Source organism: Thermococcus gammatolerans EJ3, assembly GCF_000022365.1.
GTDB lineage: Archaea > Methanobacteriota_B > Thermococci > Thermococcales > Thermococcaceae > Thermococcus > Thermococcus gammatolerans.
Genome location: NC_012804.1, coordinates 1,107,595 through 1,132,683, shown reverse-complemented (window position 1 = coordinate 1,132,683; position 25,089 = coordinate 1,107,595). Strand labels below are relative to the sequence as shown.

Annotated in this window: 30 protein-coding genes; 19 read left to right on the top strand and 11 right to left on the bottom strand. The window is 54.4% G+C overall.

All coding sequences use genetic code 11. The features are described from left to right. Positions 1–25: 25 nt before the first annotated feature. The 4 genes from TGAM_RS06070 to TGAM_RS06055 form a co-directional block, all read right to left on the bottom strand. Complete coding sequence (locus tag TGAM_RS06070) at positions 26–307, bottom strand: hypothetical protein (protein WP_048811205.1); 282 nt, start codon at positions 305–307, stop codon at positions 26–28. Positions 308–321: 14 nt separating this feature from the next. Next, a complete protein-coding gene (locus tag TGAM_RS06065) occupies positions 322–660 on the bottom strand; it encodes a DNA-binding protein (RefSeq protein WP_015858811.1) in 339 nt (112 codons plus the stop codon). 72 nt (positions 661–732) lie between these two features. Beyond that, positions 733–1,185: a 30S ribosomal protein S19e gene (locus tag TGAM_RS06060; protein ID WP_015858810.1), complete on the bottom strand. Its 453-nt coding sequence runs from the start codon at positions 1,183–1,185 to the stop codon at positions 733–735. A 3-nt stretch (positions 1,186–1,188) separates the two neighbouring features. Then, positions 1,189–1,599: a YhbY family RNA-binding protein gene (locus tag TGAM_RS06055; protein WP_048811204.1), complete on the bottom strand. Its 411-nt coding sequence runs from the start codon at positions 1,597–1,599 to the stop codon at positions 1,189–1,191. 109 nt (positions 1,600–1,708) lie between these two features. Between TGAM_RS06055 and TGAM_RS06050 the strand changes: the two genes are divergently transcribed. From TGAM_RS06050 to TGAM_RS06035, 4 genes are read left to right on the top strand one after another with little or no spacing between them, the layout of a single operon-like run. Then, on the top strand, positions 1,709–2,320 hold the full coding sequence (locus tag TGAM_RS06050) for a DUF7411 family protein (RefSeq protein ID WP_048811203.1): 612 nt from the start codon (positions 1,709–1,711) through the stop codon (positions 2,318–2,320). Then, complete coding sequence (locus TGAM_RS06045) at positions 2,307–3,143, top strand: DNA-3-methyladenine glycosylase family protein (protein WP_015858807.1); 837 nt, start codon at positions 2,307–2,309, stop codon at positions 3,141–3,143. Before TGAM_RS06050 ends, TGAM_RS06045 begins: the two co-directional genes overlap by 14 nt. After that, the gene (locus TGAM_RS06040) at positions 3,140–3,490 is read left to right on the top strand and encodes a hypothetical protein (RefSeq protein ID WP_048811202.1); all 351 of its coding nucleotides are present in this window, start codon (positions 3,140–3,142) and stop codon (positions 3,488–3,490) included. Before TGAM_RS06045 ends, TGAM_RS06040 begins: the two co-directional genes overlap by 4 nt. Next, entirely contained in the window at positions 3,487–3,885 is a 399-nt protein-coding gene (locus TGAM_RS06035; protein WP_015858805.1) for a hypothetical protein, read from the top strand. Before TGAM_RS06040 ends, TGAM_RS06035 begins: the two co-directional genes overlap by 4 nt. 142 nt (positions 3,886–4,027) lie before the next feature. Here the strand turns inward: TGAM_RS06035 and TGAM_RS06030 are convergent, their stop codons facing one another. After that, the gene (locus tag TGAM_RS06030; RefSeq protein ID WP_015858804.1) at positions 4,028–5,107 is read right to left on the bottom strand and encodes a DUF512 domain-containing protein; all 1,080 of its coding nucleotides are present in this window, start codon (positions 5,105–5,107) and stop codon (positions 4,028–4,030) included. 57 nt (positions 5,108–5,164) lie between these two features. Between TGAM_RS06030 and TGAM_RS06025 the strand changes: the two genes are divergently transcribed. After that, positions 5,165–5,698, top strand: coding sequence for an adenylate kinase family protein (locus tag TGAM_RS06025; protein ID WP_015858803.1), 534 nt, complete (start codon positions 5,165–5,167; stop codon positions 5,696–5,698). A gap of 137 nt (positions 5,699–5,835) precedes the next feature. Then, entirely contained in the window at positions 5,836–6,807 is a 972-nt protein-coding gene (locus TGAM_RS06020) for an N-acetylmuramoyl-L-alanine amidase (RefSeq protein ID WP_238516184.1), read from the top strand. Here TGAM_RS06020 and TGAM_RS06015 read toward each other — a convergent pair. Then, complete coding sequence (locus TGAM_RS06015) at positions 6,798–7,301, bottom strand: type II toxin-antitoxin system VapC family toxin (RefSeq protein ID WP_015858801.1); 504 nt, start codon at positions 7,299–7,301, stop codon at positions 6,798–6,800. The two genes, TGAM_RS06020 and TGAM_RS06015, sit on opposite strands and share 10 nt — an antisense overlap. A 58-nt stretch (positions 7,302–7,359) precedes the next feature. Between TGAM_RS06015 and TGAM_RS06010 the strand changes: the two genes are divergently transcribed. From TGAM_RS06010 to TGAM_RS05990, 5 genes are all read left to right on the top strand, one after another. Next, positions 7,360–8,127 carry a LamB/YcsF family protein gene (locus TGAM_RS06010; protein WP_048811200.1) on the top strand — a complete coding sequence of 256 codons (768 nt, stop codon included), beginning with the start codon at positions 7,360–7,362 and terminating at the stop codon, positions 8,125–8,127. 136 nt (positions 8,128–8,263) lie between these two features. Further along, complete coding sequence (gene pxpB / locus TGAM_RS06005; protein ID WP_048811199.1) at positions 8,264–8,950, top strand: 5-oxoprolinase subunit PxpB; 687 nt, start codon at positions 8,264–8,266, stop codon at positions 8,948–8,950. Then, positions 8,943–9,938, top strand: a complete 996-nt coding sequence (locus TGAM_RS06000; RefSeq protein ID WP_048811198.1) for a 5-oxoprolinase subunit C family protein — start codon at positions 8,943–8,945, stop codon at positions 9,936–9,938. Before pxpB ends, TGAM_RS06000 begins: the two co-directional genes overlap by 8 nt. Before the next feature lie 34 nt (positions 9,939–9,972). Continuing rightward, positions 9,973–10,716, top strand: coding sequence for a phosphoglycolate phosphatase (locus TGAM_RS05995; RefSeq protein ID WP_015858796.1), 744 nt, complete (start codon positions 9,973–9,975; stop codon positions 10,714–10,716). Beyond that, positions 10,691–11,533, top strand: coding sequence for a GNAT family N-acetyltransferase (locus TGAM_RS05990; RefSeq protein WP_015858795.1), 843 nt, complete (start codon positions 10,691–10,693; stop codon positions 11,531–11,533). Before TGAM_RS05995 ends, TGAM_RS05990 begins: the two co-directional genes overlap by 26 nt. Here TGAM_RS05990 and TGAM_RS05985 read toward each other — a convergent pair. Continuing rightward, the gene (locus TGAM_RS05985) at positions 11,526–12,677 is read right to left on the bottom strand and encodes a M20 metallopeptidase family protein (RefSeq protein ID WP_048811197.1); all 1,152 of its coding nucleotides are present in this window, start codon (positions 12,675–12,677) and stop codon (positions 11,526–11,528) included. The genes TGAM_RS05990 and TGAM_RS05985 overlap by 8 nt on opposite strands. Positions 12,678–12,732: 55 nt before the next feature. Next, positions 12,733–13,122: a DUF2095 family protein gene (locus TGAM_RS05980; protein WP_048811196.1), complete on the bottom strand. Its 390-nt coding sequence runs from the start codon at positions 13,120–13,122 to the stop codon at positions 12,733–12,735. A gap of 62 nt (positions 13,123–13,184) precedes the next feature. Here TGAM_RS05980 and TGAM_RS05975 point away from each other — a divergent pair, with 62 nt between their 5' ends. From TGAM_RS05975 to TGAM_RS05965, 3 genes are read left to right on the top strand one after another with little or no spacing between them, the layout of a single operon-like run. After that, positions 13,185–13,622, top strand: coding sequence for a GIY-YIG nuclease family protein (locus TGAM_RS05975; protein WP_015858792.1), 438 nt, complete (start codon positions 13,185–13,187; stop codon positions 13,620–13,622). A gap of 1 nt (position 13,623) precedes the next feature. After that, positions 13,624–13,821: an antitoxin family protein gene (locus TGAM_RS05970; protein WP_015858791.1), complete on the top strand. Its 198-nt coding sequence runs from the start codon at positions 13,624–13,626 to the stop codon at positions 13,819–13,821. 48 nt (positions 13,822–13,869) lie between these two features. Then, positions 13,870–14,628, top strand: coding sequence for a geranylgeranylglyceryl/heptaprenylglyceryl phosphate synthase (locus TGAM_RS05965; RefSeq protein WP_015858790.1), 759 nt, complete (start codon positions 13,870–13,872; stop codon positions 14,626–14,628). Positions 14,629–14,639: 11 nt separating this feature from the next. Here the strand turns inward: TGAM_RS05965 and TGAM_RS05960 are convergent, their stop codons facing one another. Further along, entirely contained in the window at positions 14,640–14,873 is a 234-nt protein-coding gene (locus TGAM_RS05960) for a hypothetical protein (RefSeq protein WP_048811195.1), read from the bottom strand. 202 nt (positions 14,874–15,075) lie between these two features. On the opposite strand from TGAM_RS05960, the gene TGAM_RS05955 reads away from it, so the two are divergent. From TGAM_RS05955 to TGAM_RS05945, 3 genes are all read left to right on the top strand, one after another. Further along, the gene (locus TGAM_RS05955; protein WP_148206273.1) at positions 15,076–16,746 is read left to right on the top strand and encodes an NHL repeat-containing protein; all 1,671 of its coding nucleotides are present in this window, start codon (positions 15,076–15,078) and stop codon (positions 16,744–16,746) included. 160 nt (positions 16,747–16,906) lie between these two features. After that, entirely contained in the window at positions 16,907–20,485 is a 3,579-nt protein-coding gene (smc, locus tag TGAM_RS05950) for a chromosome segregation protein SMC (protein WP_015858787.1), read from the top strand. Between the two features lie 2 nt (positions 20,486–20,487). Continuing rightward, a complete protein-coding gene (locus TGAM_RS05945) occupies positions 20,488–21,162 on the top strand; it encodes a segregation and condensation protein A (protein WP_015858786.1) in 675 nt (224 codons plus the stop codon). Here TGAM_RS05945 and TGAM_RS05940 read toward each other — a convergent pair. Both TGAM_RS05940 and TGAM_RS05935 read right to left on the bottom strand, forming a co-directional pair. Continuing rightward, a complete protein-coding gene (locus tag TGAM_RS05940) occupies positions 21,092–21,556 on the bottom strand; it encodes a hypothetical protein (protein WP_238516183.1) in 465 nt (154 codons plus the stop codon). The genes TGAM_RS05945 and TGAM_RS05940 overlap by 71 nt on opposite strands. Then, on the bottom strand, positions 21,522–22,019 hold the full coding sequence (locus tag TGAM_RS05935) for a hypothetical protein (RefSeq protein WP_048811193.1): 498 nt from the start codon (positions 22,017–22,019) through the stop codon (positions 21,522–21,524). The genes TGAM_RS05940 and TGAM_RS05935 overlap by 35 nt, the downstream gene beginning before the upstream one ends. Before the next feature lie 114 nt (positions 22,020–22,133). On the opposite strand from TGAM_RS05935, the gene TGAM_RS05930 reads away from it, so the two are divergent. Together TGAM_RS05930 and TGAM_RS05925 are read left to right on the top strand one after the other, a co-directional pair. Further along, a complete protein-coding gene (locus tag TGAM_RS05930; RefSeq protein WP_015858783.1) occupies positions 22,134–22,490 on the top strand; it encodes a DUF5658 family protein in 357 nt (118 codons plus the stop codon). Positions 22,491–22,551: 61 nt separating this feature from the next. Further along, positions 22,552–24,957 carry a DEAD/DEAH box helicase gene (locus TGAM_RS05925; RefSeq protein ID WP_015858782.1) on the top strand — a complete coding sequence of 802 codons (2,406 nt, stop codon included), beginning with the start codon at positions 22,552–22,554 and terminating at the stop codon, positions 24,955–24,957. The last annotated feature ends 132 nt before the right edge of the window (positions 24,958–25,089 follow it).

Genomic DNA, 25,089 nt, shown 5'->3' with positions numbered 1-25,089 from the left:
GAGTGCCTCTTATAAATGTTCCCACTTACTTCCCGCCCTTCTTGGCAGGAACGTAGCGGAGTATCCATGCGAGGTCTTCCCTCTTGAAGGTTATTCTCTCAAGAACCCTGACGTCCTCGTCCCCATCGTTGACGACGTTTGCGTATATCCACAGGAACACGGGATCATCGTCACTGCCAAGGTGGAGGTTACGGTAAAGTATGTCAACGGTCCCGTCCCGGTTGTTCTTAACTGAGATCGCCTTCCATGTCTCGAGGCTTACCTCACCCTTCTCGTCGAGGATCTCAATTATCCTCTTGATCTCCATCTCTTCACCGTCCGCTACCACTTAATCCTGAACTCCCTTCTCGTCCTCGCGTCGATCTGAGCCAGTATCTTCTTCAACTTGGCATCGTCTATGGGTTCCCTTATCTGGCCTGCCTGGTAAAGCTGAACGAGGACGAGCTCAACCTGCCTCGCGAGCTCGGGCTTGACGAGCTTAACGCGCCCGAGCCTCTCCCTCGCGTCGGGGGTCAGGATTTTTCTCATTATGGCGTCAATCTGGGCCTGGAGCTCCATCTCCCGCTTTATTGCCTCCTCCTGGGCCTTCTGCTGTTCGAGGTACCTCTTCTGAAGTTCCATGAGCTTGCGCTTCCTGATCTCCTCTATGTCCTCCGCCATGCTCCTCACCTCCGTTTCAGGCTCAGAAGTGGAAGTTAAAAAGGTATTGGGTGGATGTGAGAAAAGGGGAGCTCAGTACTTCTTGAGCTCCGGAATCTGCTCCTCAAGCTCCTTCTTGAGCTCGGTGGCGATCTTGTCGAGGAAGCTCTGGCCCTTCGGGGTTATGACCCTTCCCTCTCCCGGAACCTTCTGGACGAAGCCAGCCGCCTCAAGCTGCTGGAGGGCCTTCCTTATGATGCTTCCGCCAGCCTTGTAGAAGTGCTCCGGGGCGTGTCCGCGGTTCTTCCTGCCTCCATACCAGGTCCTGAGCCTCTCAATTCCAACCGGGCCGTCGATGTAGACCTTTCTGAGTATGCTGGCAACCCTGTAGTACCACCAGTCCTCCTGCTCGGGAAGCCTCTCCTTGTGCCTTCCGGTCTTGACGAAGGGCGCCCACTCCGGGGGCTTTATCTCCTCAATCTCCTTGAGCTTCTGGGCGACCCTCTCGACGAGCAGGTCACCGGGAACGTCATAGACAGTCGCCATCTTTCAATCCCTCCCCTTTCTAAACTTCTTCCTGAAGTTAGCGATGTCGAGCCTGACTTTACGGACGGGCTTCTCCCGCCTCTCGGCCGACGCCTTTCTTTCAAGGCGCCTTAAATACCTTTCCCAGCCTTCCCTCGGTTTGAACAATATAAACCTTTTGCCCCTGACGTCTATCAGCTCGCTGTCGGTGAGCTCGGCTACCTTCTCCGCTATGGCCTTCCTGTCCATTCCGGTCGAGATGAGCGCTCCCTTCCTTATCTCAACCTTAAGGACACCGTCCTTCTCAAGCTGGGTGTTTATCTCCTCAATCACGCTCTCGGCGAGACCCTTCTTACCAATCCACGCTCGCGGTTCGATGTCGTAGTATCTCGCGCGGAGCGACCTTCTCACCTTACCGGGTAAGCGTTTCTCCATCTCTCTCACCACTAACCTCTCGCTGGGAATGGCCTTAAAAAGGTTGGCCTTTTAAAGCTATCTTGGATCAGCTTAATAAAGCCCCACCCATCGAAAGCCGGTGATAGCTATGAAAGTCCACCACCTCTACTCCGGCGGAAAGGACTCAAGCCTGGCCGCGTGGATTCTAAGCCAGCTCGGCTACGAGGTCGAGCTCGTAACGGTCACCTTCGGCCTGCTCGACAACTGGAGGTACGCGAGGGAGACCGCTGAAAGGCTCGGCTTTCCCCATCGAGTTCTGGAGCTTCCCCGTGAAATCCTCGAAAAAGCCGGGGAGATTGCCATAAGCGACGGCCACCCGAACAACGCGATACAGTTCATCCACGAGAGGGCTTTGGAGGCCTTAGCGTCCCTTCCCGAAGTGGAAAGGGTGAGCGATGGAACCCGGAGGGACGACAGGGTTCCGCTCCTCGATTTGCCTAAAGCGAGGTCGCTGGAGGACAGGTTTGGCGTTGCCTACATAAGGCCCCTCCTCGGCCTAGGCTACAAGACGATACGGGAACTTACGGGAAGGCTCTTCGTCGTGGAAATCCGGGAGAGCGAGGAGCTACAAAAGGCGGACTACGAGGTCGAGCTGAGGCACCTCCTCAGAGAGAGGGGTATCGACCCACTCGAAATTTTCCCGAAGAGTCACTACCAGTCGAGGGTTTTGGGGTGGAGGGAGGACGTTGATAGACCTTGAAAAAACGGCGAAGGAAATGATACGCAACGGCACCTGGGCCTTCAGGGACGGCACCTTTTATCAGGCACTGAGGCTTGGCGGCGGGAAGGCCAGAGTGGTCGCCTACGACGGGGACTTCCACTTTCCCGAGGACTGGGGAAGGAAGGAGAGGAAGGAAGCGAAGGAAAAGGTAACCTTCGTTCTCGGCCTTGACACGGATTTGGACTCCTTCTACGCCGAGATAAGCGACTCACCCTTCTCGTTCCTCATCGAGGAGTTCTACGGCCTAACGATGCCCGCATCGCCGAGCCCCTACCAGGCCCTCGTCGAGGTGATAGCCCAGCAGCAGGTGAACTTCGACTTCGCCCAGCGGACAATAGCAAATCTCGTCAAACTCGCCGGAGAACCCGTTGGCGAGCTCTACGCCTTTCCCACCGCCGGGAAGATTGCCTCCCTAGGCCTGGAAGAACTTAAAAAGGCCAGACTCGGCTACAGGGCGGGCTACATAAAATCCCTCACGGAATCCTACCTGAAGGGCGAGCTGAACCTCGAACTCTGGGACTGGGACATTGATGAGGCCATCAAATACCTCACGAAGTTCCGCGGGATAGGGAAGTGGACGGCGGAGCTGTTTTTGGCCTATGGCCTGAGGAAAAACGTCTATCCAGCGGGAGACCTGGGCCTGAGAAGGGGGATAGCGAAGATTTTTGATAAAAAGCCGAAAGAAGTTAGAGAAAGGGACGTTAGGGAAATCATCGAGCCCTATGGGAAGTGGAAGGGTTTGCTGGCGTTTTACATCACCTGCTACGACAGGAAGACCGAGATGGAGAGGAGGAAGAGATGAGCGATGTTGTGATTGTCCTTCCCCGCGAGAAGTTCAAATCCCTGAAGGGAAAAGACATTAGGGCCCTAATCGAGAGGAACCTGCCCAAAGTCGAGGAAACCCTCAGGGCCGAGAGGGAGGAGTTCCTTCGGGAGAAAATTGGAAAGCTCGAGGAGAAGCTCCGGGAAATGGAGGGTCAGCTCAACGAGCTGAGGGAGTTCTACAAGAAGGCCCTGAGAGACAAGGAGCTGATGATGGCGGAGCGCGATAAGCTGAGAAAGGAGAACGAGGAGCTCAGGAAAAGGCTTGATGAGAAGAGAAGTTCAGGAATAGTGAACGACTCGTTCACAGAGCGTGAACGAAGATGAAGCTCACAATCAAACCCGATAGAGGCTTTGGGAAGATTGAGATCGAAATTGACGAGGCTCTATGGGCCGAGATTGAGAGACTCGCGGAGCGATACAGAGTCCCCCCTGAGAGGGTCGCTGAAATCGCCCTTATAGGGGAGTTCGGGGAGTCAAAGGGAGAGCTTGAAGAGCTCGAGAGAAAGGCAGAAGAGCTTGAAAAAAGGGTCTGGAAGCTTGAAAAGGAATACGCCCCGCTCCGATACAAGGCCTACGGACTGAGCGAGGACAACAAAATCCTTGCAATCGAGCTCTCTGGCCTGATAGCTGAGAACAACCAGCTGAGACGCTTCTTGAGGCTCCCCCTGAACAGGAACATCGAGCTGAGAAAGCTTATATCCTACTACCTTCAAGGTTGAAGCGCGGATGATGACAGCGAATTGCACTGATGTTGATGACGAGGACTGGCCCTGACGCCGTCCCGGGCCGGCCGTGAGGAATCCAAGACGGGATGAGCGAAGGCGATGATATACCCTATGAGCGCCGAGCCGGTCCGGGGCGTTAAACTGCCCCAACCTTCTCAAGAACGCGCGGTATTTCAACCGGCTCAAGGGCGCTCTCGACGATGTAGCCCTTCTCCACGAGGATTCTCGAAACGAGCTCCTCTCGCGTGAAGCCGTCCAGTGTTCTGTCGCCGTAGAACATCAGCTCGGGAAGCAGGATAAGGCCAAGGTCGACCTCTGGAAGCTTTTCAACGGTTCTGAGAACGTCCCTGCCCGTGAGCAGGCCCGCCGTCCCTATGTTCCCGCCGAAGAACTCGTTTTTAACCGCCACGACGGGAATCCTTGGGAAGATTCTTCTGAGTTCTGGATAGGCCAGCTCGCCCGTCAGTATGTACGTCGGCATCTCTGGCTCGATTTCAAAGGGCCCGATGTCAAGCCTGAACTCCCCAAGCAAAGCCTTGAAGATAGGCGGAATCACGACCCTTATTCCCGTCTCCCGCCCGACGTCGAGGGCCGTCTCCTTAACGAAGATTAGCTCGTCCCTCGTTAGAGGTCTAACGTCCCTGTTGTATCGCGTCACGCCGACGGGAAAGAGCCTGACCTCGGCAACACCCATCGAGGCCAAATCTTCTATTATCTCGCCGATGTCATCGACGTTGTAGCCGGGCGTCAGGATTATGTCCGCTATGACCCTGAATGTCTCGGCGACGAGTGGGAGGAGGTCTATCAGCCTCCCCGCGAGCGGGCTCCTCATGAGGGCGATTCGCCTCTCCTTCTTCGTCGTGTGGACGGAAATCTGCATCTCGTCGAGGCCCGCTTTCCAGAGGCTCTCAATCCTTTTCTTGTCCAGCCCGACGTTTCCAGCCGTGTCGGTAACCCGAATCCACAGCTCGGGATAGTGCTCGCTCACGTAGGCAATCCTCCTCTCGAGCTCCGGGTCGTTCAGGGTGTCGTGGAAGGAAACCTTGTAAATCATCTCGGGCGGATTCTGGCGGAGGTAGCAGAAGAGGCAGTAGCTCCCGCACGGGCCCGCTTTGCTCGACGGAGGGATAACCACCAAATCGTCCCGCTCATCGACGCCGTCCAGCTCGTACTTTGTGATTCGCCTGAGCTTGAAGTCCTCGGTGAACTCGTACATGCTCGAAACTCGGGCTGGGTTTTTAAAAGCTTAGGGTGAACCAAGTACGGTGGTGGCATGATAATCGCGGTAACCGGGACACCCGGGGTGGGGAAGACGACGGTTTCAAAGCTTTTGGCGGAAAAGCTCGGCTACGAGTACGTTAGCTTAAGGGACTATGCGATAGAGAAGGGCATCGGCGAGATGAAGGGGGACGAGCTCGAAGTCGAGGTTGATGAGTTAACTTACAACTTCGAGCGAGACTTCAAGGGGAAGAACGTCGTCGTTGACGGGCATCTTAGTCATTTCCTCAACGCAGACCTCGTGGTTGTACTTAGGGCGCACCCGAGACTAATCGGCGAGAGGTTAACCGAGAGGGGCTATTCGAGGGAGAAAGTTGGAGAAAACGTCGAGGCCGAGCTTGTCGATGTAATCCTCGTGGAAGCGCTTGAGGAGAACGAGAACGTCATAGAGGTCGACACGACAGGAAAGACGCCGGAAGAGGTTGTGAATGAGATTTTAGAGCTGATTGAGAAAGGTGTTAAAAAGAGGGTCGGCGTCGTGGACTGGAGCGAGGTTTACGACGAGGTGATTCCCTACCTGAGGCTCTGACTCCTTTTTCTTTGAAACTACCGCATTCAGACCATGTACAAACCTATTCAGGCCCTAACTGCACAGGATAATCCGCACAAGCTTTATAATAGACTTTTTTTGGATAACAGTTCACCAATGGCATAGAGGTGGGGATGATGAAATTTAGAGCACTGTTTGTAGCATTTTTGTTCCTTAGCGCCCTCCTGTGGATACCAACAACGGGGGCCAGCGCCTCAAATCTAAGCGGGTACACCATCTGCGTTGATGCCGGCCACGGTGGGAAAGACCCTGGTGCAGTCGGATACGTGGTGGAGAAGGACGTGAACCTGGCGATAGCTCTCAAAGTTGCCCAAGTCCTGGAAAGGGACGGTGCGAGGGTAGTCCTTACAAGGAACGGGGACTACTTCGTCACGCTCTCAGGAAGGGTACAGATAGCGAACTCAGCCGACTGTGATATCTTCATCAGTATACACGCCAACGCCGGGCCGAGCTCGGCGAGCGGATTCGAGGTCTACCACTACTACACCTCCAGCAGGGGAAAGACCCTAGCGACGTACGTTGACGAGGAGATATCAAAACTCATCCCCCTCAGGAACAGGGGCGTTAAGAGCGCTGGCTTCTACGTTATCAAATACACCAGGATGCCCGCCATACTCATCGAGACCGGCTTCGTGACGAACTCCTATGATGCAAGCATAATAAGCGATGAGGCCTATCAGTGGAAATATGCCTACGCCATTCTCCACGGCGTCCAGAGGTACTTCGGAGTTCCCGTTCATGACCCGGTTCCAGTGGTAACTGGTGTGAGGTTCGCGGACCACGGAAGCTACTTCAGGGTCGTTCTGGACGTTAGCGAGAAGGCCAGCTACCACGTTTACTACACCTATTACTCCAACGGCTACCACCTCGTCATCCAGGTGGACAACGCCCAGCTGGCGAACCTTGGATGGGCGAGCTACAACGGATGGTACTACACATACACCGGCTCGGGCACTGCCCCGCTGATATACGCCACCCAGAGCGGAAACACAGTTTTTATCGTTGTCGAGCTCAACAGCCCGTATTTGCCATACAGCGACTTCGTCCTCTCAAACCCGGACAGAATAGTCGTGGACATCTATCCCTGATCTTGTCCTTTCTTTCTCCGCTTTTTTCTCCGCCTTCTCTTTGGGATCAACCTCACAGGGCTCCCGCAGTCGGGGCAGACTCCTCCAGGGGGCATCTCAGAAAACCGCTTTCCACAGCCGATGCAGACGTAGTTCCAGCGTATCACGCGCTTAATTCCGCGCTTGAGGGTCTTGAAGGGAATCCCGAGGGTTTTTGCAATGTTCTGGAGGTTGTAGTCGTCAGTGAGGAGGGTAGCTTTGAGCTCATAAGCCAGGGCGAGAACCTCAATATCAGCTTCGCTAAGCTCGTTGAGCTCACCCGTTTTCCTTGCGGCTTCCATAACCACCTCAACGCTCTCCTTTGATGGAACGAGCACCTTAACCTTTCCCGCGCTTATCAGGCTCTCCAGGAAGAGCCTCGACTCCGGGTCCTTGACCTCTTCAACGACCTTCGGCGTCGTGAAGCCCTCGACGTCTATCCCCTGGATGAAGATGGCGGTGTCTATTACCTGCATGGTTCAAGCTCCGGGAAAGGCTTTTTTAGATTTCCGTCGAAATGAAACCGGTGGGAGCATGAGGGTTGATTTGAACTCCGACCTTGGGGAGAGCTTCGGGCGGTACACGTTGGGCCTCGACGAGGAGGTCATGAAGTACATAACCAGCGCCAACGTCGCTACCGGCTGGCACGCCGGCGACCCGATTGTCATGAGAAAGACCGTCAGGCTCGCGAAGGAGAAAGGAGTCGCCGTCGGCGCGCACCCAGGTTATCCCGATTTGATGGGCTTCGGGAGGAGGTACATGAAGCTCACGCCAGAGGAAGCTCGCAATTATGTCCTCTACCAGATTGGAGCGCTCTACGCGTTCACGAGGGCTGAAGGCCTCGAACTCCAGCACGTCAAACCGCACGGGGCACTTTACAACGCCCTCGTTAAAGAGGAAGAGCTCGCAAGGGCCGTCATAGAGGGAATAGCCGATTTCGACAGGAACCTGATATTCGTGGCTCTCTCAGGCTCAAAACCGGCCCAGATAGCGGAGGAGATGGGCATTAAGGTGGCCCACGAGGTCTTCGCTGACAGGGCATACAACCCGGACGGAACCCTCGTCCCCCGTTCGAAGCCCGGAGCGGTTATCCATGATAAGGAAGAAATAGCGGAGCGCGTGGTCTCGATGGTCAAGGACGGCGGGGTTAGAGCAATCAACGGCGAGTGGATTGAGCTCAGGGCAGATACAATCTGCGTCCACGGCGACAATCCGAAGGCCGTTGAGATAGCGAGGCAGGTCAGGGAGGTCCTTGAGCGGGAGGGGGTTAAGGTAGTGCCGATGGGGGAATTTCTGAGATGAACACTCAGAAGAAAGCCCCGAAGAAAGAAAACATGGAAGAGTTTCTGAGAGACCTTAACTCGGCGTTTGGAGCATTTACGGAGGACTTTGACCCTAGGAAGATTCGAAAGGAATGGGAGCGTGAATGGGTGAGACCATGAACTTCAAGCCCCTTGGAGACTCGGGGTTGCTCATCTCCTTCGGAGAGGTCATTGACGAAGAGACCAACGACCGCGTTCACGCCCTCGCGGGGGCGATAGAGAAAGCGGGCTTTGAGTGGCTCGTCGAAGTCGTTCCCTCTTACTCCTCCCTCGCCGTAATCTACGATGCCAAGCTCATAGACTTCGAAGGAGTCAAGCAGGCAATCGAAAGAATTGAGTTCTCGGCTGAGAGGTTCGAGGGAAGGCTCGTTGAGATTCCCGTTCTTTACGGCGGTGAGCACGGCCCGGATTTGGAGTTCGTAGCGGAATACAACGGCCTGACTCCGGAGGAGGTCATCGAGATACACTCCAGGCCCATCTACCGCGTCTACTTCCTCGGCTTTCTCCCGGGATTCGCCTATCTCGGTGGGATGGACGAGAGAATAGCAACGCCCCGGCTGGAAAAGCCCCGCCTGAAAGTTCCGGCGGGTTCGGTGGGGATAGCCGGAGAGCAGACTGGGATTTATCCAATCGAGAGCCCCGGCGGCTGGAGGCTCATCGGCAGAACCCCGCTGAGGCTCTTCAACCCATCGAGGAAACCGCCAACGCTCCTGAGGCCCGGCGACAGGGTAAAGTTCGTGCCGATTGATGAGGAGGAGTTCAAGGAGCTCTACAAAGCCGAATGGGGGCACGAAAATGATTGAACTCCTCCGAGTTCCCTCTTTGCTGACGGTTCAAGACTCCGGCAGGAAGGGCTACCGAAAGCTTGGCGTCCCGGTTTCAGGCTACATGGACGATTACTCAGCAAGGATAGCTAACTACCTCGTCGGAAACCCCTGCGATGCTCCCCTCCTCGAGTTCCTCCTGATGGGGCCAACTATTAAGTTCAACGCTTCAGCGGTCTTCGCCGTTGCCGGTGACGTCGATGTGAAGCTCAACGGGGCTCCAGTTGATCCTTGGACTAGTTACTGGGCAAAGAGGGGCGACGTTCTCGAAGTAGGGGTGCTGAAGAGCGGTCTTTATGGCTACATAGCCTTTGCCGGAGGAATAAAGTGCGAGAAGCTTCTGGGTAGTTGCTCGACCTACGCCAGAGCTAACCTTGGACGGCCGTTGAGTGAGGGCGATAAACTTACCCTCGGCTACGCAATATTGACTGGCAAAGAGGGGTGCAGACTTCCCGAGGAGCTGAGGCCGGACTACTCGGCGGAGGAGATAACCGTCGGCGTCGTTCTCGGCCCGGATTTGGACCATTTCACAGAGGAGGGCGTGAGAATGTTCCTCAGCGAGGCCTACACAATAACGCCGGAATCGGACAGGATGGGCTACCGCCTCGACGGAAGGACGATAGAACATTCCGAGAAAGGGGCTGGGATAGTCACCGGCCCGCTCGTCCCCGGGACTGTTCAAGTTCCCCCTAACGGAAAGCCAATCGTGATGATGCGCGACGCTCAAACCACCGGCGGTTACGCGAGGATTGGCGTCGTTTCGAATGCATATCTGCACCGCCTCGCCCAGCTGAGGCCCAGTTTTAAAGTGCGCTTTAGGGAGATGAGCGTCGAAGATGCCAGAAACGAGCTCTTTAAGAAGGAGAAGACGCTTGAGGCGATAAGGCTTTTCCTTGAGGGAAGACTAAGGGCCTACAGAATAAAAGCAGGAGAAAAAAGTCTCATTGCCTTAGCCGGAAAGGTTTAATACAACCGTCCCCTTTCTCCGCTGGTGAAGGAAAATGGGGAAAATAAAAGCCATATCACTCGATATAGACGGCACGATAACCTATCGCGACAGAACCCTAAGCATCGACGCCCTGAAGGCGATAAGGCTGGCTGAAAGACTTGGCGTCCCGGTGATGCTCGTTACTGGCAATTCCGTTCCGTTTGCGGAGGCCGCGGCGGTTTTTATCGGAACCAGCGGGCCCGTCATAGCGGAGGACGGGGGCGCACTCTCCCTGAAAGGGGAGGGAACTATGAGGAAGCGCGTTTTTCTGACTGACATGGACGAGGAGTGGATACTCTGGAGTGAGCTCAAGAGGCGCTATCCCGAGGCGAAGCTGAGCTACTCCACGATGGAAAGGAAGGCCGGGCTGGTGGTTCTGAGAACGGTTCCCGTTGAAGCGGTGCGGGAGATCATCGAGGAGCTTGGGCTCAACCTCGTCGCCGTCGATTCTGGCTTTGCAATCCACGTGAAGAAGCCCTGGATAAACAAGGGCGCAGGCATAGAAAAGGCCTGTGAGTACCTGGGTATTAAACCGAGCGAGGTCGCCCATGTTGGAGATGGGGAGAACGATTTGGACGCCTTCCGCGTCGTTGGATACCGGGTGGCAATCGCCCAGGCCCCAGAGAGCCTCAAGGAGAAAGCCGACTACGTAACCGAGAAACCGTACGGCGACGGTGGGGCTGAGGCGATAGTCCATATTCTAAGGAAGTTCGGCTATCTCGGTGAGGGCGATGAGGGTTCGTCTGGCAACCCTTGAGGACGTTCACGAGATAGTTGAGGTTCACACTGCCGACGAGAACCTCAGCGGCGGCATTTACGACCGCTACATTCGGGGCGGCCCGTGGATGGCCACTGAGACGCTCGCGATTCACCTCAACAACCTCCTGCTCGACGACCAGCTTGTAGCCGTCGCAGAGCTTGACGGAAAGATCGTAGGGGAAGTCGAGGTTCTCTTTTCAGAAGAGCCCATCGGGGGAAAAGTTCGAAGAATCGCCCACATTGACGTCATTGAAGTCCATCCTGATTACCGGGGCAGGGGAATTGGGAGAGCGCTTATGGAGTTCGTTGAGGGCTTGGCCAGAGAAAGGGGAGCCGAGATGTCGACGACCCAGCCAGATGAGGATGCAAAGGGCTTCTACGAGAGGCTGGGCTTTGATGTTGAGGTCTTCGGGGGCAGGACGGTGTGGATTCCTGCGGGTAAGAGAGCCGATGATGCGAACATACGGCCACTTGAGTTTAGCTGGGAGGAGGTTAAAAACCTCCAACTGGTTGCCGGCCGTTTCCAAAGCTCTTACAGCATGTACTTTTCGGCGTTTAAGGACAACATAGCGGGAATTCACTACACCGTTGAAAGCGGAAAAGCCGGCGAGTCCTTCTACGCCTTCAGAAACCTGCCGGGAAGAGACGGTGTTGCACTCCTCCTCTGGGGCAGAATTGACGATTTGGGGACAGTTCTCGGCAGGGCTAAGGCTCTGGGCTTCGAGAGGGTACTGACCGTGCTCGCGGAGGATTTAGAAGTAGCAGACACGAGAGAGGTTGGAAGAATAGAGATACTCGCGAAGGAACTCACCTGAGGAACTCAAGGGCCAGGGCAACTTCCATCGCAGTTCCAAGGTGGAGGACGTCCTCGTCGACGTCAAACTTTGGATGGTGGTGCGGGTAGATAATGCCCTTCTCCTCGTTCCTTATTCCCAGGGCCAAAAACGCTCCCGGAACCCTCTGGAGGTAGAACGAGAAGTCCTCAGCTCCCATCGTGGGCGGAACTTCGCCGTACTTCAGGCCGTATTTTTCCGCGACCTTCCGCGCGAACCCTGCCATCTCGGGGTCGTTGATCGTGGGAGGGGTTAGTTCATCGATGCTGAGCTCGTACTCAAGGTTGTGGGCAATGGCCACACCCCTGGCAATTTCGTCCATCCTCCTCTTTATCAGCTCGCCGACCTCCCCCTTGAAGAACCGGAAGGTGCCCTTGAACTCGGCCTTTTCTGGAATGACATTGAAGGCCGTTCCCGCGTGAACCGAAGTAACGCTTACTACTCCGGTCTCGATCGGATCGACGTTCCTGCTAACTATGGTCTGATAGGCAAGGATAAGCTCTGCAAGCGCGGGCAGGGGATCCCTCGCCTCGTGGGGTGCCGCTCCATGACCCCCCTTTCCTACAAGCTTCCCGCTGAATATGCCAGCACCCGCCAAGAACGGCCCTTCTCTTATCCCTATAACACCGCTCGGAAGGTCCATCCAGACGTGAAAGCCGAAGATCGCGTTAACGCCCTCCAGAGCACCGCCTTCGATCATTTTAACAGCCCCGTTTCCTCCCTCCTCCGCCGGCTGAAAGATAAGCCTTACCCTGCCGTTGAACTCCTCGGCGTGCTCCGCTATTATCTTGCCCGCTCCAAGCAACATTGCCGTGTGGGCGTCGTGACCGCAGGCGTGCATCTTTCCGGGGATGCGGGACTTATAGGGGACGTCGTTCTCCTCCTGGATTGGCAACGCGTCCATATCGGCGCGAAGGGCGATGGTTTTCTCGCCGTCGCCGATATCCGCTATAATTCCGGTTCCAACACGCTTGATTGAGTAGCCCCACTCCCTGAGGTGCTCCTCAACGATCTTTGAGGTTCTCTCCTCCTCGTACTTGAGCTCCGGGTACATGTGAAAGTCACGTCTCCACGAGATTATCAGATCCTTGATTTTTTCCGCCTCAAAAACGGGGTTAAACGTCATGGAAACCACCAGAGGGGATTGTAACAAGGAAAATATTAACCTTTCGATAGGCATCTCATCTACCGTGCCTCTCGTACCATCCCCACTCCTTCTTAGGCCCGAAAGCTCTAACTCCCTTCTTAGCAAGCGTTATCCTGAGCTCCTTCGCGATTTCGGGCGTTATCTCACCCCTACTCTCCATCCAGTTGATTATCTCCAGCGCCTCATCGTCGGTCTCGCATCTTCTGAGGAAATCTATTACCGTTGGGTTGTAGCCGGCGAAGTTTCTCGGCTCGGCTAGCTCCTCACCCTCCTCAACGGAGCTGCGGTAAGCGTCTATTCCGATGCCCTTACCCTCTTCGAGTTCCTTTGCGAGTGCTGGAAACATCTTCCTGAACTCATCCCTGTCATATTCCTGCCACGCGAAGTCGTCAACGGGTTTTCTCTTTTCCCGGTCTTCGTCCATATCTAACACCTAACGTGATATTGAGCCTGAAGTTTATAAACCCTCAGTGGAAGGTGAGGAGTATGAAGGGCTCTTACCTCCTCATCATCCGGCTTGGAGAGGGGAAAACGGTTCGCACCAAGGGGAGAACCTTTGAACTCGAGCCGGGTTACTACGTCTACGTCGGCTCGGCCATGAACTCCCTCGAAAAGCGCGTCGCGAGGCACTTTCGGCGGGAGAAGAAGCTTCACTGGCACATTGATTACCTTCTCAGTGAGGCAGAGCTCCTGAGGGCCTACCTCATTCCGAGCGAGGTGAAGCTTGAGGAGGACCTCTCGCGCGAGGTTTCCCGCTTTGGCGAAGCAATCCCTGGCTTTGGGGCGGGCGATGTTAAGGTGAGCACCAACCTCTACCGCTTTGAGGACGAACCCGATGAAATTCTAAGAAGAATCCTCGAGGAGCTCGGACTGAGCTGGAAAATCGTTAAAAGCCAAGAAGAAATAATGGAAATACGGTGGTAACATGGGAACGGTCATCGAGGCCGTCTACGACGGCACGACGTTCAGGCCCCCGAAGAAGGTTAACCTCCATAAGAGGGCAAAAGTTAAGGTAATCGTTGGAGAGACGATATGGGACCTGCTCGAGGAGATTGAGGGAATCCCCGTCGAGGTAAACGTCGAGGAAGTGCTTGAGGATGTCAGGGAACGAAAGCGGTTCTGATTTCATAACGTTCACTGTGATGATTAAAGAATTTTTGGAGGGATAAAAATGCTTGAAATTGGAAAGGTTGAGCGCTACATTCACGAGAAGCTGAAGAAGGAGAAGCTCCACTTCGTTCTCCTCGACCCGGACGACGTTTCGCCGGAAACGGCCGGAAAGATAGCAGAGATGAGCGAGGCTATAGGCGTTGACGCGATAATGGTCGGCGGTTCAACAGGGGCCGAGGGAGAGGTCCTCGACAGCGTTGTGAGGGCTATAAAGGAGTCCTCCAGCCTGCCAGTAATTCTCTTCCCAGGCTCGCACGGCGGGATAAGCAGGTACGCGGACGCGATATTCTTCATGAGCCTCCTCAACTCGCGGAATCCGTTCTTCATAACGGGCTCCCAGGCGTTGGGAGCATTCACCGTCAAGCGCTATGGGATAGAGCCTATTCCGATGGCCTACCTGATAATCGAGCCCGGCGAAACCGTCGGCTGGGTCGGCGATGCGAAGCCAATACCGAGACACAAGCCGAAGATCGCCGCCGCGTACGCCTTAGCCGGCCAGTACCTCGGCATGCGCCTCGTTTACCTTGAAGCGGGTAGCGGTGCCCCACAGCCGGTTCCGCCCGAGATGATTGCCCTCGTTAGGAAGGTCATAGACGTTCCGCTCATCGTTGGGGGTGGAATCCGGACGAAGGAACAGGCGAGGAGGGCGGTTGAAGCGGGGGCCGACATCATCGTTACAGGAACTGCGGTAGAAAAGGCTGGCTCGATTGAGAAGGCAAGGAAAAAGCTTGAGGAGTTAAACTCGGGGGTCAAAATCTAAGGAGAAAGCCTTTAGGCTTCCGAAAGCACCTTGAATGATAACTTTCCGATCTTTACAACTTTTCTAAGCTCCTGAACGAGCTCTTTACCACCAATCAGTTCCATCCTGATCTCGGACATACCGGTTGCATCGGGCGGAAGGAAGTGTATGTCCTTAATCCTGCCGGAGACCTTGGAAAGGAGGCGGCTCAGCACGCTTCCCCTTTCTCGATAGGGGAGTTTGATGTCAACTTCGAGAATTTGCATAGCCATCACCGTTTTATTTTAAAGAAGAAGGCCTATAAAACCTTTTTCATGAGCCAAAATTATTGTTCCCCGTTAAAAATATTCTCAGCAGTTATCGAAAATCGACCGAGTGTCGTCAGTATGGCTTTTATAAAGGTTCGGAGAGAATTCATTGTGAAAAACAGCAGAAGTAAACCTATGATTAATGCCAGGGGGTGGCACCATGAAGAGGATGTTCGTCTTCGTGGGGCTCCTCCTCATCTTAGGGACCCTGATTCCTGCGGGAAAGGTGATTGCAGAAGAAAACACTCACTGGGCCAAAACATACAGAGGGGAATGTGAAGATACGGCTCGCGCGGTTGCTATTGCTCCAAACGGAGACATTATAGTCGCAGGCTATACTGAAAGCTTCGGAGCTGGTTATGGCGACGTTTGGGTTCTCAGGCTCGATAGCGAGGGTAATGTTAAGTGGCAGAAGACTTACGGTGGAAGTGACAAGGATTGGGCTGCTGCGGTTGCAGTCGCGGATAACGGTGACGTTATAGTGGCAGGCGGGACTGAAAGCTTTGGAGCCGGTAAAGCTGACGTTTGGGTTCTCAGGCTTGACGAGAACGGCAACGTGAAATGGCAGAAAACCTACGGCGGTAAAGGTTATGATGTAGCTCGCTCGGTTGCCATTGCAGAAAATGGAGACATCATCGTGGTAGGTGGAACTGAAAGCTTCGGGGCTGGTAAAGCTGACGTTTGGGTTCTTCGCCTAGACGAGAATGGGAATGTCAAATGGCAGAAGACTTACGGTGGAAGTAGTTATGATTGGGGTCATGCGGTTGCCATTACAGACAACGGTGACGTTATAGTAGCAGGCTCCACGGACAGCTTCGGTACTCACGAAGATGTTTTGGTTCTTAGGCTTGATACCAATGGTAACGTGAAATGGCAGAAAACCTATGGCGGAATTAGAGGTGATATAGCTTTCGCGGTTGCCATTGCACCGAACGGGGACATCATAGTAACAGGTCACACTAAAAGCTTTGGTGATTGGGATAGTGACGTTTGGGTTCTCCGCCTGGATGGGAATGGTAACGTGAAATGGCAGAAAACCTACGGCGGGAGTAGTGATGATGATGCTTATTCGGTTGCAATTGCACCAAACGGGGATATCATAGTGGTGGGTCGGACTTGGAGCTTCGGCGCTGGTGAAGATGACGTTTGGGTTCTTAGGCTTGACGAGAACGGTAACGTGGAATGGCAAAAAACATACGGCGGGAGTGACGAGGAGGAGGCTTATGCAGTTGCCGTTGCACCAAACGGGGATATCATAGTGGCAGGCTGGAACTTTGGCGCTGATCTTGCTGACGTTTGGGTTCTCAGGCTCCCCCCAGATGGTTCACTCTCAAACTTGCCGAGAGACTCCAATGCCCCTGTTGGAGATACGACTGTTCAACCCGGTGATTTCAATGCAAGTGTTAAAGATTCCCAAGCGCAGGTGATGGATTCGCAAGCGGTAGTACAAGACTCTGACGCTACTGTCACGACAGTGATGAGTTCGGAAACAACTTCCTCAACTACCACTACGACGTCCCCAAGCCAAATAACTACAACCACTACCATAACAGCCACTCACAGGACAACTACGACTACCACCCACCAAACAACGACAACCCACGAAACCACCACGACGAGCAAACCGACTACAACGAGCAGCAAGACTACCACAACCCCCACAACCTCCACAGCCCCAATCCACACCGGAACTACAACCCACAAGACTACAACAACCACAACGACTTCTGAGGGCGGTGGAGGCACCCATATCTGCGGTCCAGCAACAATAGTCGGTCTCGTGGTTATTACCGCGGCCGTAAGCAAAATCCGGCGCAGAAAACACCAGTAAAGGCCATGTTGCTCCAATTAATTTCTTTCCCTCGTCTTCTTGCTTTTAAACTACTTAAGAGGTGGATTTTAGGTGGATGCCCAATGGCGTTCATATTTGAAGAAAAGTGCTGGGTGAAGTTTATATATCATCTTTCCATTTTTCCAGTTAGGTGTCGAGTATGCCATACATAGAGAAGATTGAAATGAAAGGCTTCAAATCTTACGGTAACAGGAAGGTTGTCGTTCCACTTTCCAAGGGGTTCACCGCCATCGTCGGTGCCAACGGTTCTGGAAAGAGCAACATCGGTGATGCGGTTCTCTTCGTTCTGGGGGGCCTCTCTGCCAAGGCAATGAGGGCAACGAGGATAAGTGACCTGATCTTTGCAGGAAACAGGGCTGAACCACCTGCGAAGTACGCCGAAGTGGCGATGTACTTCAACAACGAGGACCGGGGCTTTCCAATCGATGAGGACGAGGTCGTGATAAAGAGGAGGGTTTACCCAGACGGCAGGAGCACGTACTGGCTGAACGGTAAAAGGGCCACGAGAAGCGAGATACTCGACCTCCTGAGCGCGGCCATGATCTCGCCTGAGGGTTACAACCTCGTCCTGCAGGGTGACATAACGAAGTTCATCAAGATGTCGCCCACCGAGAGGAGGCTCATCATAGACGAGATATCCGGCATAGCGGAGTACGATGCGAAGAAAGAAAAAGCGCTTGATGAGCTGAAAAAGGCAGAAGAAAACCTTGCCAGAGTGGATCTTCTGATCAAGGAGGTAAAGAAACAGCTCGACAAGCTGGAAAAGGAGAGAAACGACGCTCTCCGGTACCTTGACCTCAAAGAGAAGGTGGAACGTGCAAGGGTGGCCCTGCTCCTCGGCGAGATAAAGAGGCTCGAACTTCTCCTGGAGGAGAGCATGAACAAGGATTCCAGCATTGAAGGGGAGATAGAGAAAGTAGAGGCCGAGCTGAAGGCGCTGGTGAAAGAGATAATCGCCAAAGAGAGGGAGCTCAGCGGGGTGGAGCGCGAGCTTGAGGAGAAGAGCGAGGACGGAATCCTTGAGGTCACGAGGAGAATAAGCGAGGTCAAATCAAGGATTGAGATGGCTAAGAGGAACATAGAGAACGCCCGCCGCGAGATAGAGGAGGACCAGAGGAGACTTTCAAAGGCGAAGGAAGAGCTAAGGAAGGTCTCGGAGGAGATCGAGAAGAGCAAAAACGCGATAGTTCGGTGGAAAAAGAGGCGGGAAAAGCTTCTCGCCGAGATCAAGGAAAAAGAAACCGTGAGGAACGGCCTCATTGTTAGGCTCGGGGAGATAGACAGGAGTTACGCCGTTGCAAGGGAGGACTTCGACAGAGTCGTTAAGGAGCTCGAAGAGGCAAAGAAGGAAATGTACACCCGGGAGGCCGAGCTCGAAAAGTTTCGGGAGGAGATAGAGAGACAGAGATCGCTGATAACGAGGGCAAACCTCCGCAGAAACGCGCTCAAGGAGTCCATAGCGAAGTTGAAGTCGGAGATAGACGAAAAGCGGTCAGAACTTTCGAACATCGACGGAAAGATGGCCCGGATCGAGGCGAGGATACGGAAGGCGGAGAAGGAGCTGGAAGAGAAGAACGCGAAGCTCAAAAAGATCGATCCCGAGCTTGCCAAGGCAAGGGAGGAGCTCATAAAGGCCGAGGCGCAGAGGGAGGCAAGGGGGAACCGCGCCGTTGAGTTCCTAAAGAAGAGCAAGATCCCGGGTCTGTACGGCACCCTCGGTGAGCTGATAACGGTGAGGGACAGGAAATACGCCTTAGCTGTGGAGGTGGCCCTCGGCGGAAACTACGACAACGTGGTTGTGGAGGACGATCGGGTCGCCGAGAAGGCAATAAAGCTCCTTAAGGAGAAGAAGCTCGGAAGGCTCACCTTCCTCCCGCTCAACAAGATAAAGCCCCGCTCGATGAGGGAAAGGCCCTCCCTTGGAGTCCCGGCTATGGACGTCGTTCAGTATGACCCGCGCTTCAAAAACGCCGTCGCTTACGCCCTCGGCGACACGCTCATCGTTGAGGACATGGACGAGGCGAGGAGCGTCGGCATAGGGAAGGTGAGAATGGTAACGCTCGGCGGCGAGTTGCTTGAGAGGAGCGGGGCCATAACCGGCGGTCACTACAGGCCGAGGGGCAGGCTTGGGATCAACGTCGATGAGCTCAAGGCGAAGGTTGAGAGGCTCGAGCGCGAGAGGGAGGCCCTCGAAGCGGCCGTTAACTCTCTTAAGGTTGAGGTGAACGGTCTCAGGAACGAGCTTTTCGAGCTCCGCATGAGGAGGAGCGAGCTCTCAAAGGATCTTCAGGTCGCGCAGAGGGAGATGGAGAGACTCCTTGCGGAGGACAGGGCACTGGGGGAGGAGATCGAAACAGCAGAGGAGACGATAAAGAAACTCGAAGGCAGAATCGAGGAGTACAGGGGTGAGATCGCGAAGCTTCGCGGAAGGATCGAGAGACTCGAGAGGAAGAGGGAGAAGCTCAAGCGGGCGCTCGAAAACCCGGAGGCAAGGGAGCTCAACGCCAAGATCAGGGAAGTGGAGGGCCAGATCGCGAAGCTCAAGGAGGAACTCAGCAGGGTGGAGAGCAAGCTCGAAAGCCTCGATAGCAGGATAAACGAGGAACTGCTCCCGAGAAAGGCCGACCTCGAGGAGGAAATCGAAGGTTTAATCAACAGGATAAACGCCCTCCAGGCCAACATAAAGGAGAACGAAGAGGCAATAAAGCGCTTTGAGAGTGAGCTGGAGGAGCTCAAGAAGGCAGAGGAGAGCGTGAAGGACGAGCTGAAAGAGCTACGCGAGAGGCGCGAGAGGCTGAGGAACGAGATAGCTGAGCTGAGAGAGAAGAAGGACGAGCTGAGCTCTAAACTCCAAGAGCTCAGAATAGAAGCCAACACACTCAAGATAAGGATTGGACAGTATGAAGCCGAGCTCGAGGAGAAGAGGGCGGAGCTGAAACACCACGATCCAAAGCTCGTTAAATCGATAAAGCCAAACGAGATCCCCGAGCCAGAAAAACTCGAAGAACTCAAGGAAAGGATCGAGGCTATGGAGGAGGAGATACGCTCCCTCGAGCCCGTGAACATGAAGGCAATCGAGGACTTTGAGGTCGTGGAGAGGCGGTACCTTGAACTGAGCAGCAAGCGCGAGCAGGTTCTGGCCGAGAAAGAGAGCATAGAGGAGTTCATAGCCGAGATAGAAGGGCAGAAGAGAGAAGTCTTCATGAAGACACTTGAGGCAATAGCGAAGAACTTTTCGGAGCTCTTCGCCAAACTCTCACCCGGCGGGAGTGCAAAACTCATCCTTGAGAACCCGGAGGATCCGTTCTCAGGAGGTCTGGAAATAGAGGCCAAGCCCGCCGGAAAGGACGTCAAGCGCATCGAGGCAATGAGCGGCGGCGAGAAGGCTTTGACGGCTTTAGCGTTCGTCTTCGCAATACAGCGCTACAAACCGGCCCCGTTCTACCTCTTCGACGAGATAGACGCACATCTCGACGACGCAAACGTCAAGCGCGTCGCGGATTTAATAAAAGAATCCTCCCAGTCGAGCCAGTTCATAGTAATAACCCTCAGGGACGTCATGATGGCCAATGCCGACAAGATCATAGGCGTCAGCATGAGGAACGGAATAAGCAGGGTCGTCTCGCTCAGCCTTGAGAAGGCCATGAAGATACTCGAAGAGGCCAGAAGACGGAGCGACGAGGAGCACAGGGAAATGTTCGGCCATCTGGAGGGCTGAGGATGGAATCGAGGTTTGAAACCGAGATAACGCCCGTCGATATCCTCCTCCAGCTCGTCAAGATGGGGAAGGTTGACCCCTGGAACATCGACATCGTTGATCTGACCGAGAAGTACATAAAGATGCTGCGCGAGATGAGGGAGCTCGACCTCAGGGTTTCTGCGAGGGCTATCCTAGCCGCCTCAATCCTCGTCAGGATGAAGACGGAGGCTCTGCTGAGCGAGGACGAGGGGGAGGAAGAGGAGAAAAGCGAGGAAAGGATCCGGGTTGAGGTTGAACCCCTCGCACCGCCAATAAGGAGATCGGAGCGCTACTATACCTTCGACGACCTCATTGAGGCACTCATGGATGCGCTGGAGGAAGCTGAGAGGAGGAAGCCCAGGAAGAGGAAAAAGGATAACATAGAGGAGCAGGTGTTCGTTGTCGACGACTTCCGCGTCGACATAGAGAAACACGTCCACCGACTGCACGGCATAGTGGTGAAGCTCTACCGTGAAACGGGGAAGCCAATAAGGTTCTGGGATCTCGTCTTCGACCCAAGCCCGAAGATAGTGGCGAGGACGTTCCTCTACCTGCTCTTCCTCTCGAACATGGGGAAGGTCGACCTCATTCAGGAGGAGCCCTTCGGGGAGATACTCGTCCTTCCTCTCGAGGAAGATCGCAGCCGGCCAGCGTGAGGGAAGATAAAACCCTCTCGGCTTCTTTTTCACATATTTTCCCCTCTTCAATCGCCTTCTGAAGAAGGTATTCGATCATAAAGCACTGCGCCGGAAGAAGGGGATTCCTCGTCAGGGCGTAGCTCTGCTCCCTCTTGAACATGAAGTGCCAGTCAAGTTCCGCCAGGAGCATGAAACCGACGACTGCAAGGGCGTAGGTAACCCCGACAAACTCCCGGAAACTGAACCCCAAGGCAATCCATGGAACGGAATATAGCTCCTTGGCAAACACAAAAAGTATCATAAAGCTGTTCGCTATGCTGAGGTAACTCGCAGCCCGCGTTATCTTAAGTTTCCACAGAACTATTCTGTCCCGGGCTTTAATGAGGCTCTTGGTTTTTATCATCGTCCTCATTACCAGCTGCACTCTCAAGACTGGCGATAAAGTTTTCTGAAAGAGCCCTTTCCTCCCTCTTCGCAGGCCTCAGCGTTATCGCGAGTAGGGGCTCCTCGCTACCGATGTAAAGGCTCCGCTTTTCCCTGTTAAGGTAGAAGCAGTAAACACCGTCTGGAATTTCAGAGAGAAATTTAACTGGAACGGTTTCCCTCGCGAGCCTCCTGTCCGGAAAGACGCACCGGTAAGTCCCCTCCAGACCCTCAACGCGCTCCCTAATTTCATCCAGTGAAAGCCTCTCACAGTCGAGTTTGGCGCAGACGAGGCTCTTTCTCCCGTCGGTAAAGATTACGACGCGCTCGTTGACATCAATCCTCCGTGAGCGGTCGAGGAACGCCCAGAGTTCTAAATAAACTCGCTTAATGTTTCTCCGCTTGGTTAGTCTCTTCACGAGCCTTTCCTCGGCGTGCCTCGTCAGGAGCATGTTCCACCCTCCACGCCCCATTGAAAAAACCATTGTGCACATGCACATGTACCTACATATGTATGTTCTGACTAACAAAAAAAGTATTTAAGGATTCAAAGGAAAAACCGAGCGATGAAGGCACGAACCTACCTGCTCCTCTTCATACTGCTCGCACTCGTTGATGCGCTCACAACGTGGTTTGGGGTTAGAATGGGCTTTGTCGAAGCCAACGGAGTAATAGCTGAAAGGCTCGGGAGCCCCACGCTCTTCTTCGGCAGCTACGCCTTCTTCACGGCACTCGGCGCGGGGGTTATAGCCGTTTCAATCAAGCTGGAAAAGCTCAACCCGGCCTTCAAGCTCGTGGCTGTTGGAATGGTAGTTCTCAAGGCGATTCCCGCGGTGAACAACGTTCTCCTCCTTGCTGGCATCTCAAAGTCAAGCGTCTTTCTCACGACAGTCGAGCCGCTGTTGAAACTGGCCTCAGGGTGACAATCTGAATTGCCAATACTGGCTCGGAAAGCTTTTATGGTTCCCCGCCGAAGGGCCCAATATGTCCTATCTCCGCCGCGATTTAATCGAGCCCCGCGTTTACCAGGAGGTTATCTACGCCCGCTGTAAGGAGCGGAACTGCCTCGTCGTCCTGCCGACGGGCTTAGGAAAGACGCTCATAGCGATGCTCATAGCCGACTACAGGCTCTCGAAGTACGGGGGAAAAGTCCTCTTCTTGGCTCCGACCAAACCGCTGGCGATGCAGCACGCGGAGAGCTTCAGGCGACTCTTCAACCTTCCGCCCGAGAAGATTAACGTCCTCACCGGTGAGCTTTCCCCGGAGAAGCGCGCCGAGCTCTGGAGGAAGAGCGTGGTAGTAACCGCGACGCCCCAGACGGTTGAAAACGACATTCTGACTGGCAGGATTTCGCTTGAGGATGTCGTCCTGCTCGTTGTTGATGAGGCCCACAGAGCGGTGGGTAACTACGCCTACGTCTTCATAGCGAGGGAGTACCTCAAAACTGCAAAGCACCCGCTCGTTCTCGGCCTGACGGCCTCGCCGGGCAGTGACGAGGAGAAGATACGCGAGATAGTTGAGAACCTCGGGATAGAGCGCATCGAGGTTAGAACAGAGAGCTCACCCGATGTTAAGCCTTACGTCCATAGAATAGCCTTCGAGTGGGTTAGGGTTGAGCTCCCCGGAATCTACAGGGAGGTTCGAAAAATCCTGCGCGAGATGCTGAAGGATTCGTTAAAGCCCCTCGCCGATGCAGGCTTGGTCAGTTCTCCCTCGCCCGATATCTCGAAAAAGGAAGTCCTACAAGCGGGCTCGAAGATAAACCAGGCGATGGCCAAGGGGGACTACTCCGCCGGCTACCTCAAGAAGCACCAGGCCAAGGCCATGAAGCTCCACCACGCGATTGAACTCCTCGAAACGCAGGGGCTAACTGCACTCAGGAACTACCTCAAGAAGCTCCGCGAGGACCGCTCCAAGTCAAGCAGAGAGCTTATGGAAGACCCGCGTATGAGGAAGGTCATCTACCTACTCGTCCAGGCGAAGGAGCTCGGCCTCGACCATCCAAAGATGGAAAAGCTGAAGGACCTCATCAAAAAACAGCTTGAGCGGAAGCCCGACTCAAAGATAATCGTTTTTACAAACTACCGTGACACCGGTAAAAAGATAGTCGAGGAGCTCAGAAACCTAGGGGTTTCGGCGGAGCGCTTCATAGGGCAGGCGAGCAGGGGAACGGATAGGGGAATGAGTCAAAAGGAGCAGAAAGAAGTTTTAGATAGGTTCTCGCGCGGTGAGTTCAACGTTCTGGTTGCCACGAGCGTCGGGGAGGAAGGTTTGGACGTTCCGGAGGTTGATTTGGTCGTCTTCTACGAGCCCGTGCCGTCTGCAATAAGGAGCATACAGCGCCGTGGAAGAACAGGTCGTCACAGGCCCGGAAAAGTGGTAATTCTCATGGCTAAGGGAACGCGCGACGAGGCCTACTACTGGAGCTCCCGGAGGAAGGAAAAGGGCATGTTTGATGCAATAAAGCGCGTGGCAAGGGAACTCGAAAAGGCCCAGCAAAAGCGTGGTAAAATAAGGGAAAGGACCAAGGAGCGTGTTGAGATGCCCTCAAGGAGTAAGATAACCTCCCTCGATGCGTTCCTGAAGGTTGGGAAAGCCAAGAAAGCCGGAGGCGAAGTTAAGGAGACCAAAGAATCGGAGAAAAAGAACGAATCGCAGACACCGCAGATTCAAGAGAAGAGAACAGCGGAGAACAGGGACAAGGAAATCCCCATTAAGCCAATCTTTGTGAAGAAGCCGAAGGGGATAGTGATTTACGTTGACTCGCGCGAGCTGAGGAGCGGAGTGCCGAAGATTCTGAAGGAGCTCGGGGCGGAGATTGAGGTCAAAACATTAGACGTCGCCGATTACGTTGTCAGCGAGGAGGTGGGAATAGAGCGGAAAAGCGCCAACGACTTCATACAGTCAATCATAGACGGCAGGCTCTTCGACCAGGTTGAGAGGCTCAAGAGGGCCTACGAGAAGCCCGTGATAATCATCGAGGGCGAGCTCTACGGCATCAGGAACGTCCACCCCAACGCGATTAGGGGAGCCATAGCCTCTGTAACCGTTGACTGGGGTGTTCCAGTACTCTTCTCCTCGGGGAAGGAGGAAACGGCCCAGTTCATTTACCTCCTCGCCAAGCGCGAGCAGGAGGAGCGGAAGAAGGAAGTAAGGCTGAGGAGCGAGAAGAAAGCCCTAACCTTAGCTGAGAGACAGCGCCTCATCGTTGAAGGTCTCCCTAACGTCTCTTCAACCCTCGCCAAGCGCCTGCTGAGGCACTTCGGCAACGTCGAAAAGGTCTTCACCGCAACGGAGGAGGAGCTCAAAGAGGTCGAGGGCATTGGTGAGAAAAAGGCGAGGGAGATAAGGAAGGTTATCACTGCCCCCTATGTTGAGGACGAAGGGTGAAGAACTATCCGGACTAAGCGGCCGTGCACTCCCAAATTAAGCTGATGCAACTTGACATCAAATAGGACTTTGTCAAAAAGGGTTGTAGCTGTGCCCCCGGGGAGCGAAGGGGAATCACAGCTCGCCGAAGCG

Excerpts from the sequence above, each read along its gene's own strand:
- TGAM_RS05975 (WP_015858792.1), top strand. The coding sequence starts at position 13,185 with ATGAAGGGCTCTTACCTCCTCATCATCCGGCTTGGAGAGGGGAAAACG.
- TGAM_RS06025 (WP_015858803.1), top strand. The coding sequence starts at position 5,165 with ATGATAATCGCGGTAACCGGGACACCCGGGGTGGGGAAGACGACGGTT.
- TGAM_RS05935 (WP_048811193.1), bottom strand. The coding sequence starts at position 22,019 with ATGCTCCTGACGAGGCACGCCGAGGAAAGGCTCGTGAAGAGACTAACC.
- TGAM_RS05995 (WP_015858796.1), top strand. The coding sequence starts at position 9,973 with ATGGGGAAAATAAAAGCCATATCACTCGATATAGACGGCACGATAACC.
- TGAM_RS06060 (WP_015858810.1), bottom strand. The coding sequence starts at position 1,185 with ATGGCGACTGTCTATGACGTTCCCGGTGACCTGCTCGTCGAGAGGGTC.
- TGAM_RS06030 (WP_015858804.1), bottom strand. The coding sequence starts at position 5,107 with ATGTACGAGTTCACCGAGGACTTCAAGCTCAGGCGAATCACAAAGTAC.
- TGAM_RS05980 (WP_048811196.1), bottom strand. The coding sequence starts at position 13,122 with ATGGACGAAGACCGGGAAAAGAGAAAACCCGTTGACGACTTCGCGTGG.
- TGAM_RS06015 (WP_015858801.1), bottom strand. The coding sequence starts at position 7,301 with ATGCAGGTAATAGACACCGCCATCTTCATCCAGGGGATAGACGTCGAG.
- TGAM_RS05945 (WP_015858786.1), top strand. The coding sequence starts at position 20,488 with ATGGAATCGAGGTTTGAAACCGAGATAACGCCCGTCGATATCCTCCTC.
- TGAM_RS05930 (WP_015858783.1), top strand. The coding sequence starts at position 22,134 with ATGAAGGCACGAACCTACCTGCTCCTCTTCATACTGCTCGCACTCGTT.
- TGAM_RS06070 (WP_048811205.1), bottom strand. The coding sequence starts at position 307 with ATGGAGATCAAGAGGATAATTGAGATCCTCGACGAGAAGGGTGAGGTA.
- TGAM_RS05955 (WP_148206273.1), top strand. The coding sequence starts at position 15,076 with ATGAAGAGGATGTTCGTCTTCGTGGGGCTCCTCCTCATCTTAGGGACC.
- TGAM_RS06065 (WP_015858811.1), bottom strand. The coding sequence starts at position 660 with ATGGCGGAGGACATAGAGGAGATCAGGAAGCGCAAGCTCATGGAACTT.
- TGAM_RS05965 (WP_015858790.1), top strand. The coding sequence starts at position 13,870 with ATGCTTGAAATTGGAAAGGTTGAGCGCTACATTCACGAGAAGCTGAAG.
- TGAM_RS05970 (WP_015858791.1), top strand. The coding sequence starts at position 13,624 with ATGGGAACGGTCATCGAGGCCGTCTACGACGGCACGACGTTCAGGCCC.
- TGAM_RS06000 (WP_048811198.1), top strand. The coding sequence starts at position 8,943 with ATGATTGAACTCCTCCGAGTTCCCTCTTTGCTGACGGTTCAAGACTCC.
- TGAM_RS06020 (WP_238516184.1), top strand. The coding sequence starts at position 5,836 with ATGAAATTTAGAGCACTGTTTGTAGCATTTTTGTTCCTTAGCGCCCTC.
- pxpB (WP_048811199.1), top strand. The coding sequence starts at position 8,264 with ATGAACTTCAAGCCCCTTGGAGACTCGGGGTTGCTCATCTCCTTCGGA.
- TGAM_RS05960 (WP_048811195.1), bottom strand. The coding sequence starts at position 14,873 with ATGCAAATTCTCGAAGTTGACATCAAACTCCCCTATCGAGAAAGGGGA.
- TGAM_RS05925 (WP_015858782.1), top strand. The coding sequence starts at position 22,552 with ATGTCCTATCTCCGCCGCGATTTAATCGAGCCCCGCGTTTACCAGGAG.
- TGAM_RS06010 (WP_048811200.1), top strand. The coding sequence starts at position 7,360 with ATGAGGGTTGATTTGAACTCCGACCTTGGGGAGAGCTTCGGGCGGTAC.
- TGAM_RS05990 (WP_015858795.1), top strand. The coding sequence starts at position 10,691 with ATGAGGGTTCGTCTGGCAACCCTTGAGGACGTTCACGAGATAGTTGAG.
- TGAM_RS06040 (WP_048811202.1), top strand. The coding sequence starts at position 3,140 with ATGAGCGATGTTGTGATTGTCCTTCCCCGCGAGAAGTTCAAATCCCTG.
- TGAM_RS05985 (WP_048811197.1), bottom strand. The coding sequence starts at position 12,677 with ATGACGTTTAACCCCGTTTTTGAGGCGGAAAAAATCAAGGATCTGATA.
- TGAM_RS06035 (WP_015858805.1), top strand. The coding sequence starts at position 3,487 with ATGAAGCTCACAATCAAACCCGATAGAGGCTTTGGGAAGATTGAGATC.
- TGAM_RS06055 (WP_048811204.1), bottom strand. The coding sequence starts at position 1,599 with ATGGAGAAACGCTTACCCGGTAAGGTGAGAAGGTCGCTCCGCGCGAGA.
- TGAM_RS05940 (WP_238516183.1), bottom strand. The coding sequence starts at position 21,556 with ATGAGGACGATGATAAAAACCAAGAGCCTCATTAAAGCCCGGGACAGA.
- TGAM_RS06050 (WP_048811203.1), top strand. The coding sequence starts at position 1,709 with ATGAAAGTCCACCACCTCTACTCCGGCGGAAAGGACTCAAGCCTGGCC.
- smc (WP_015858787.1), top strand. The coding sequence starts at position 16,907 with ATGCCATACATAGAGAAGATTGAAATGAAAGGCTTCAAATCTTACGGT.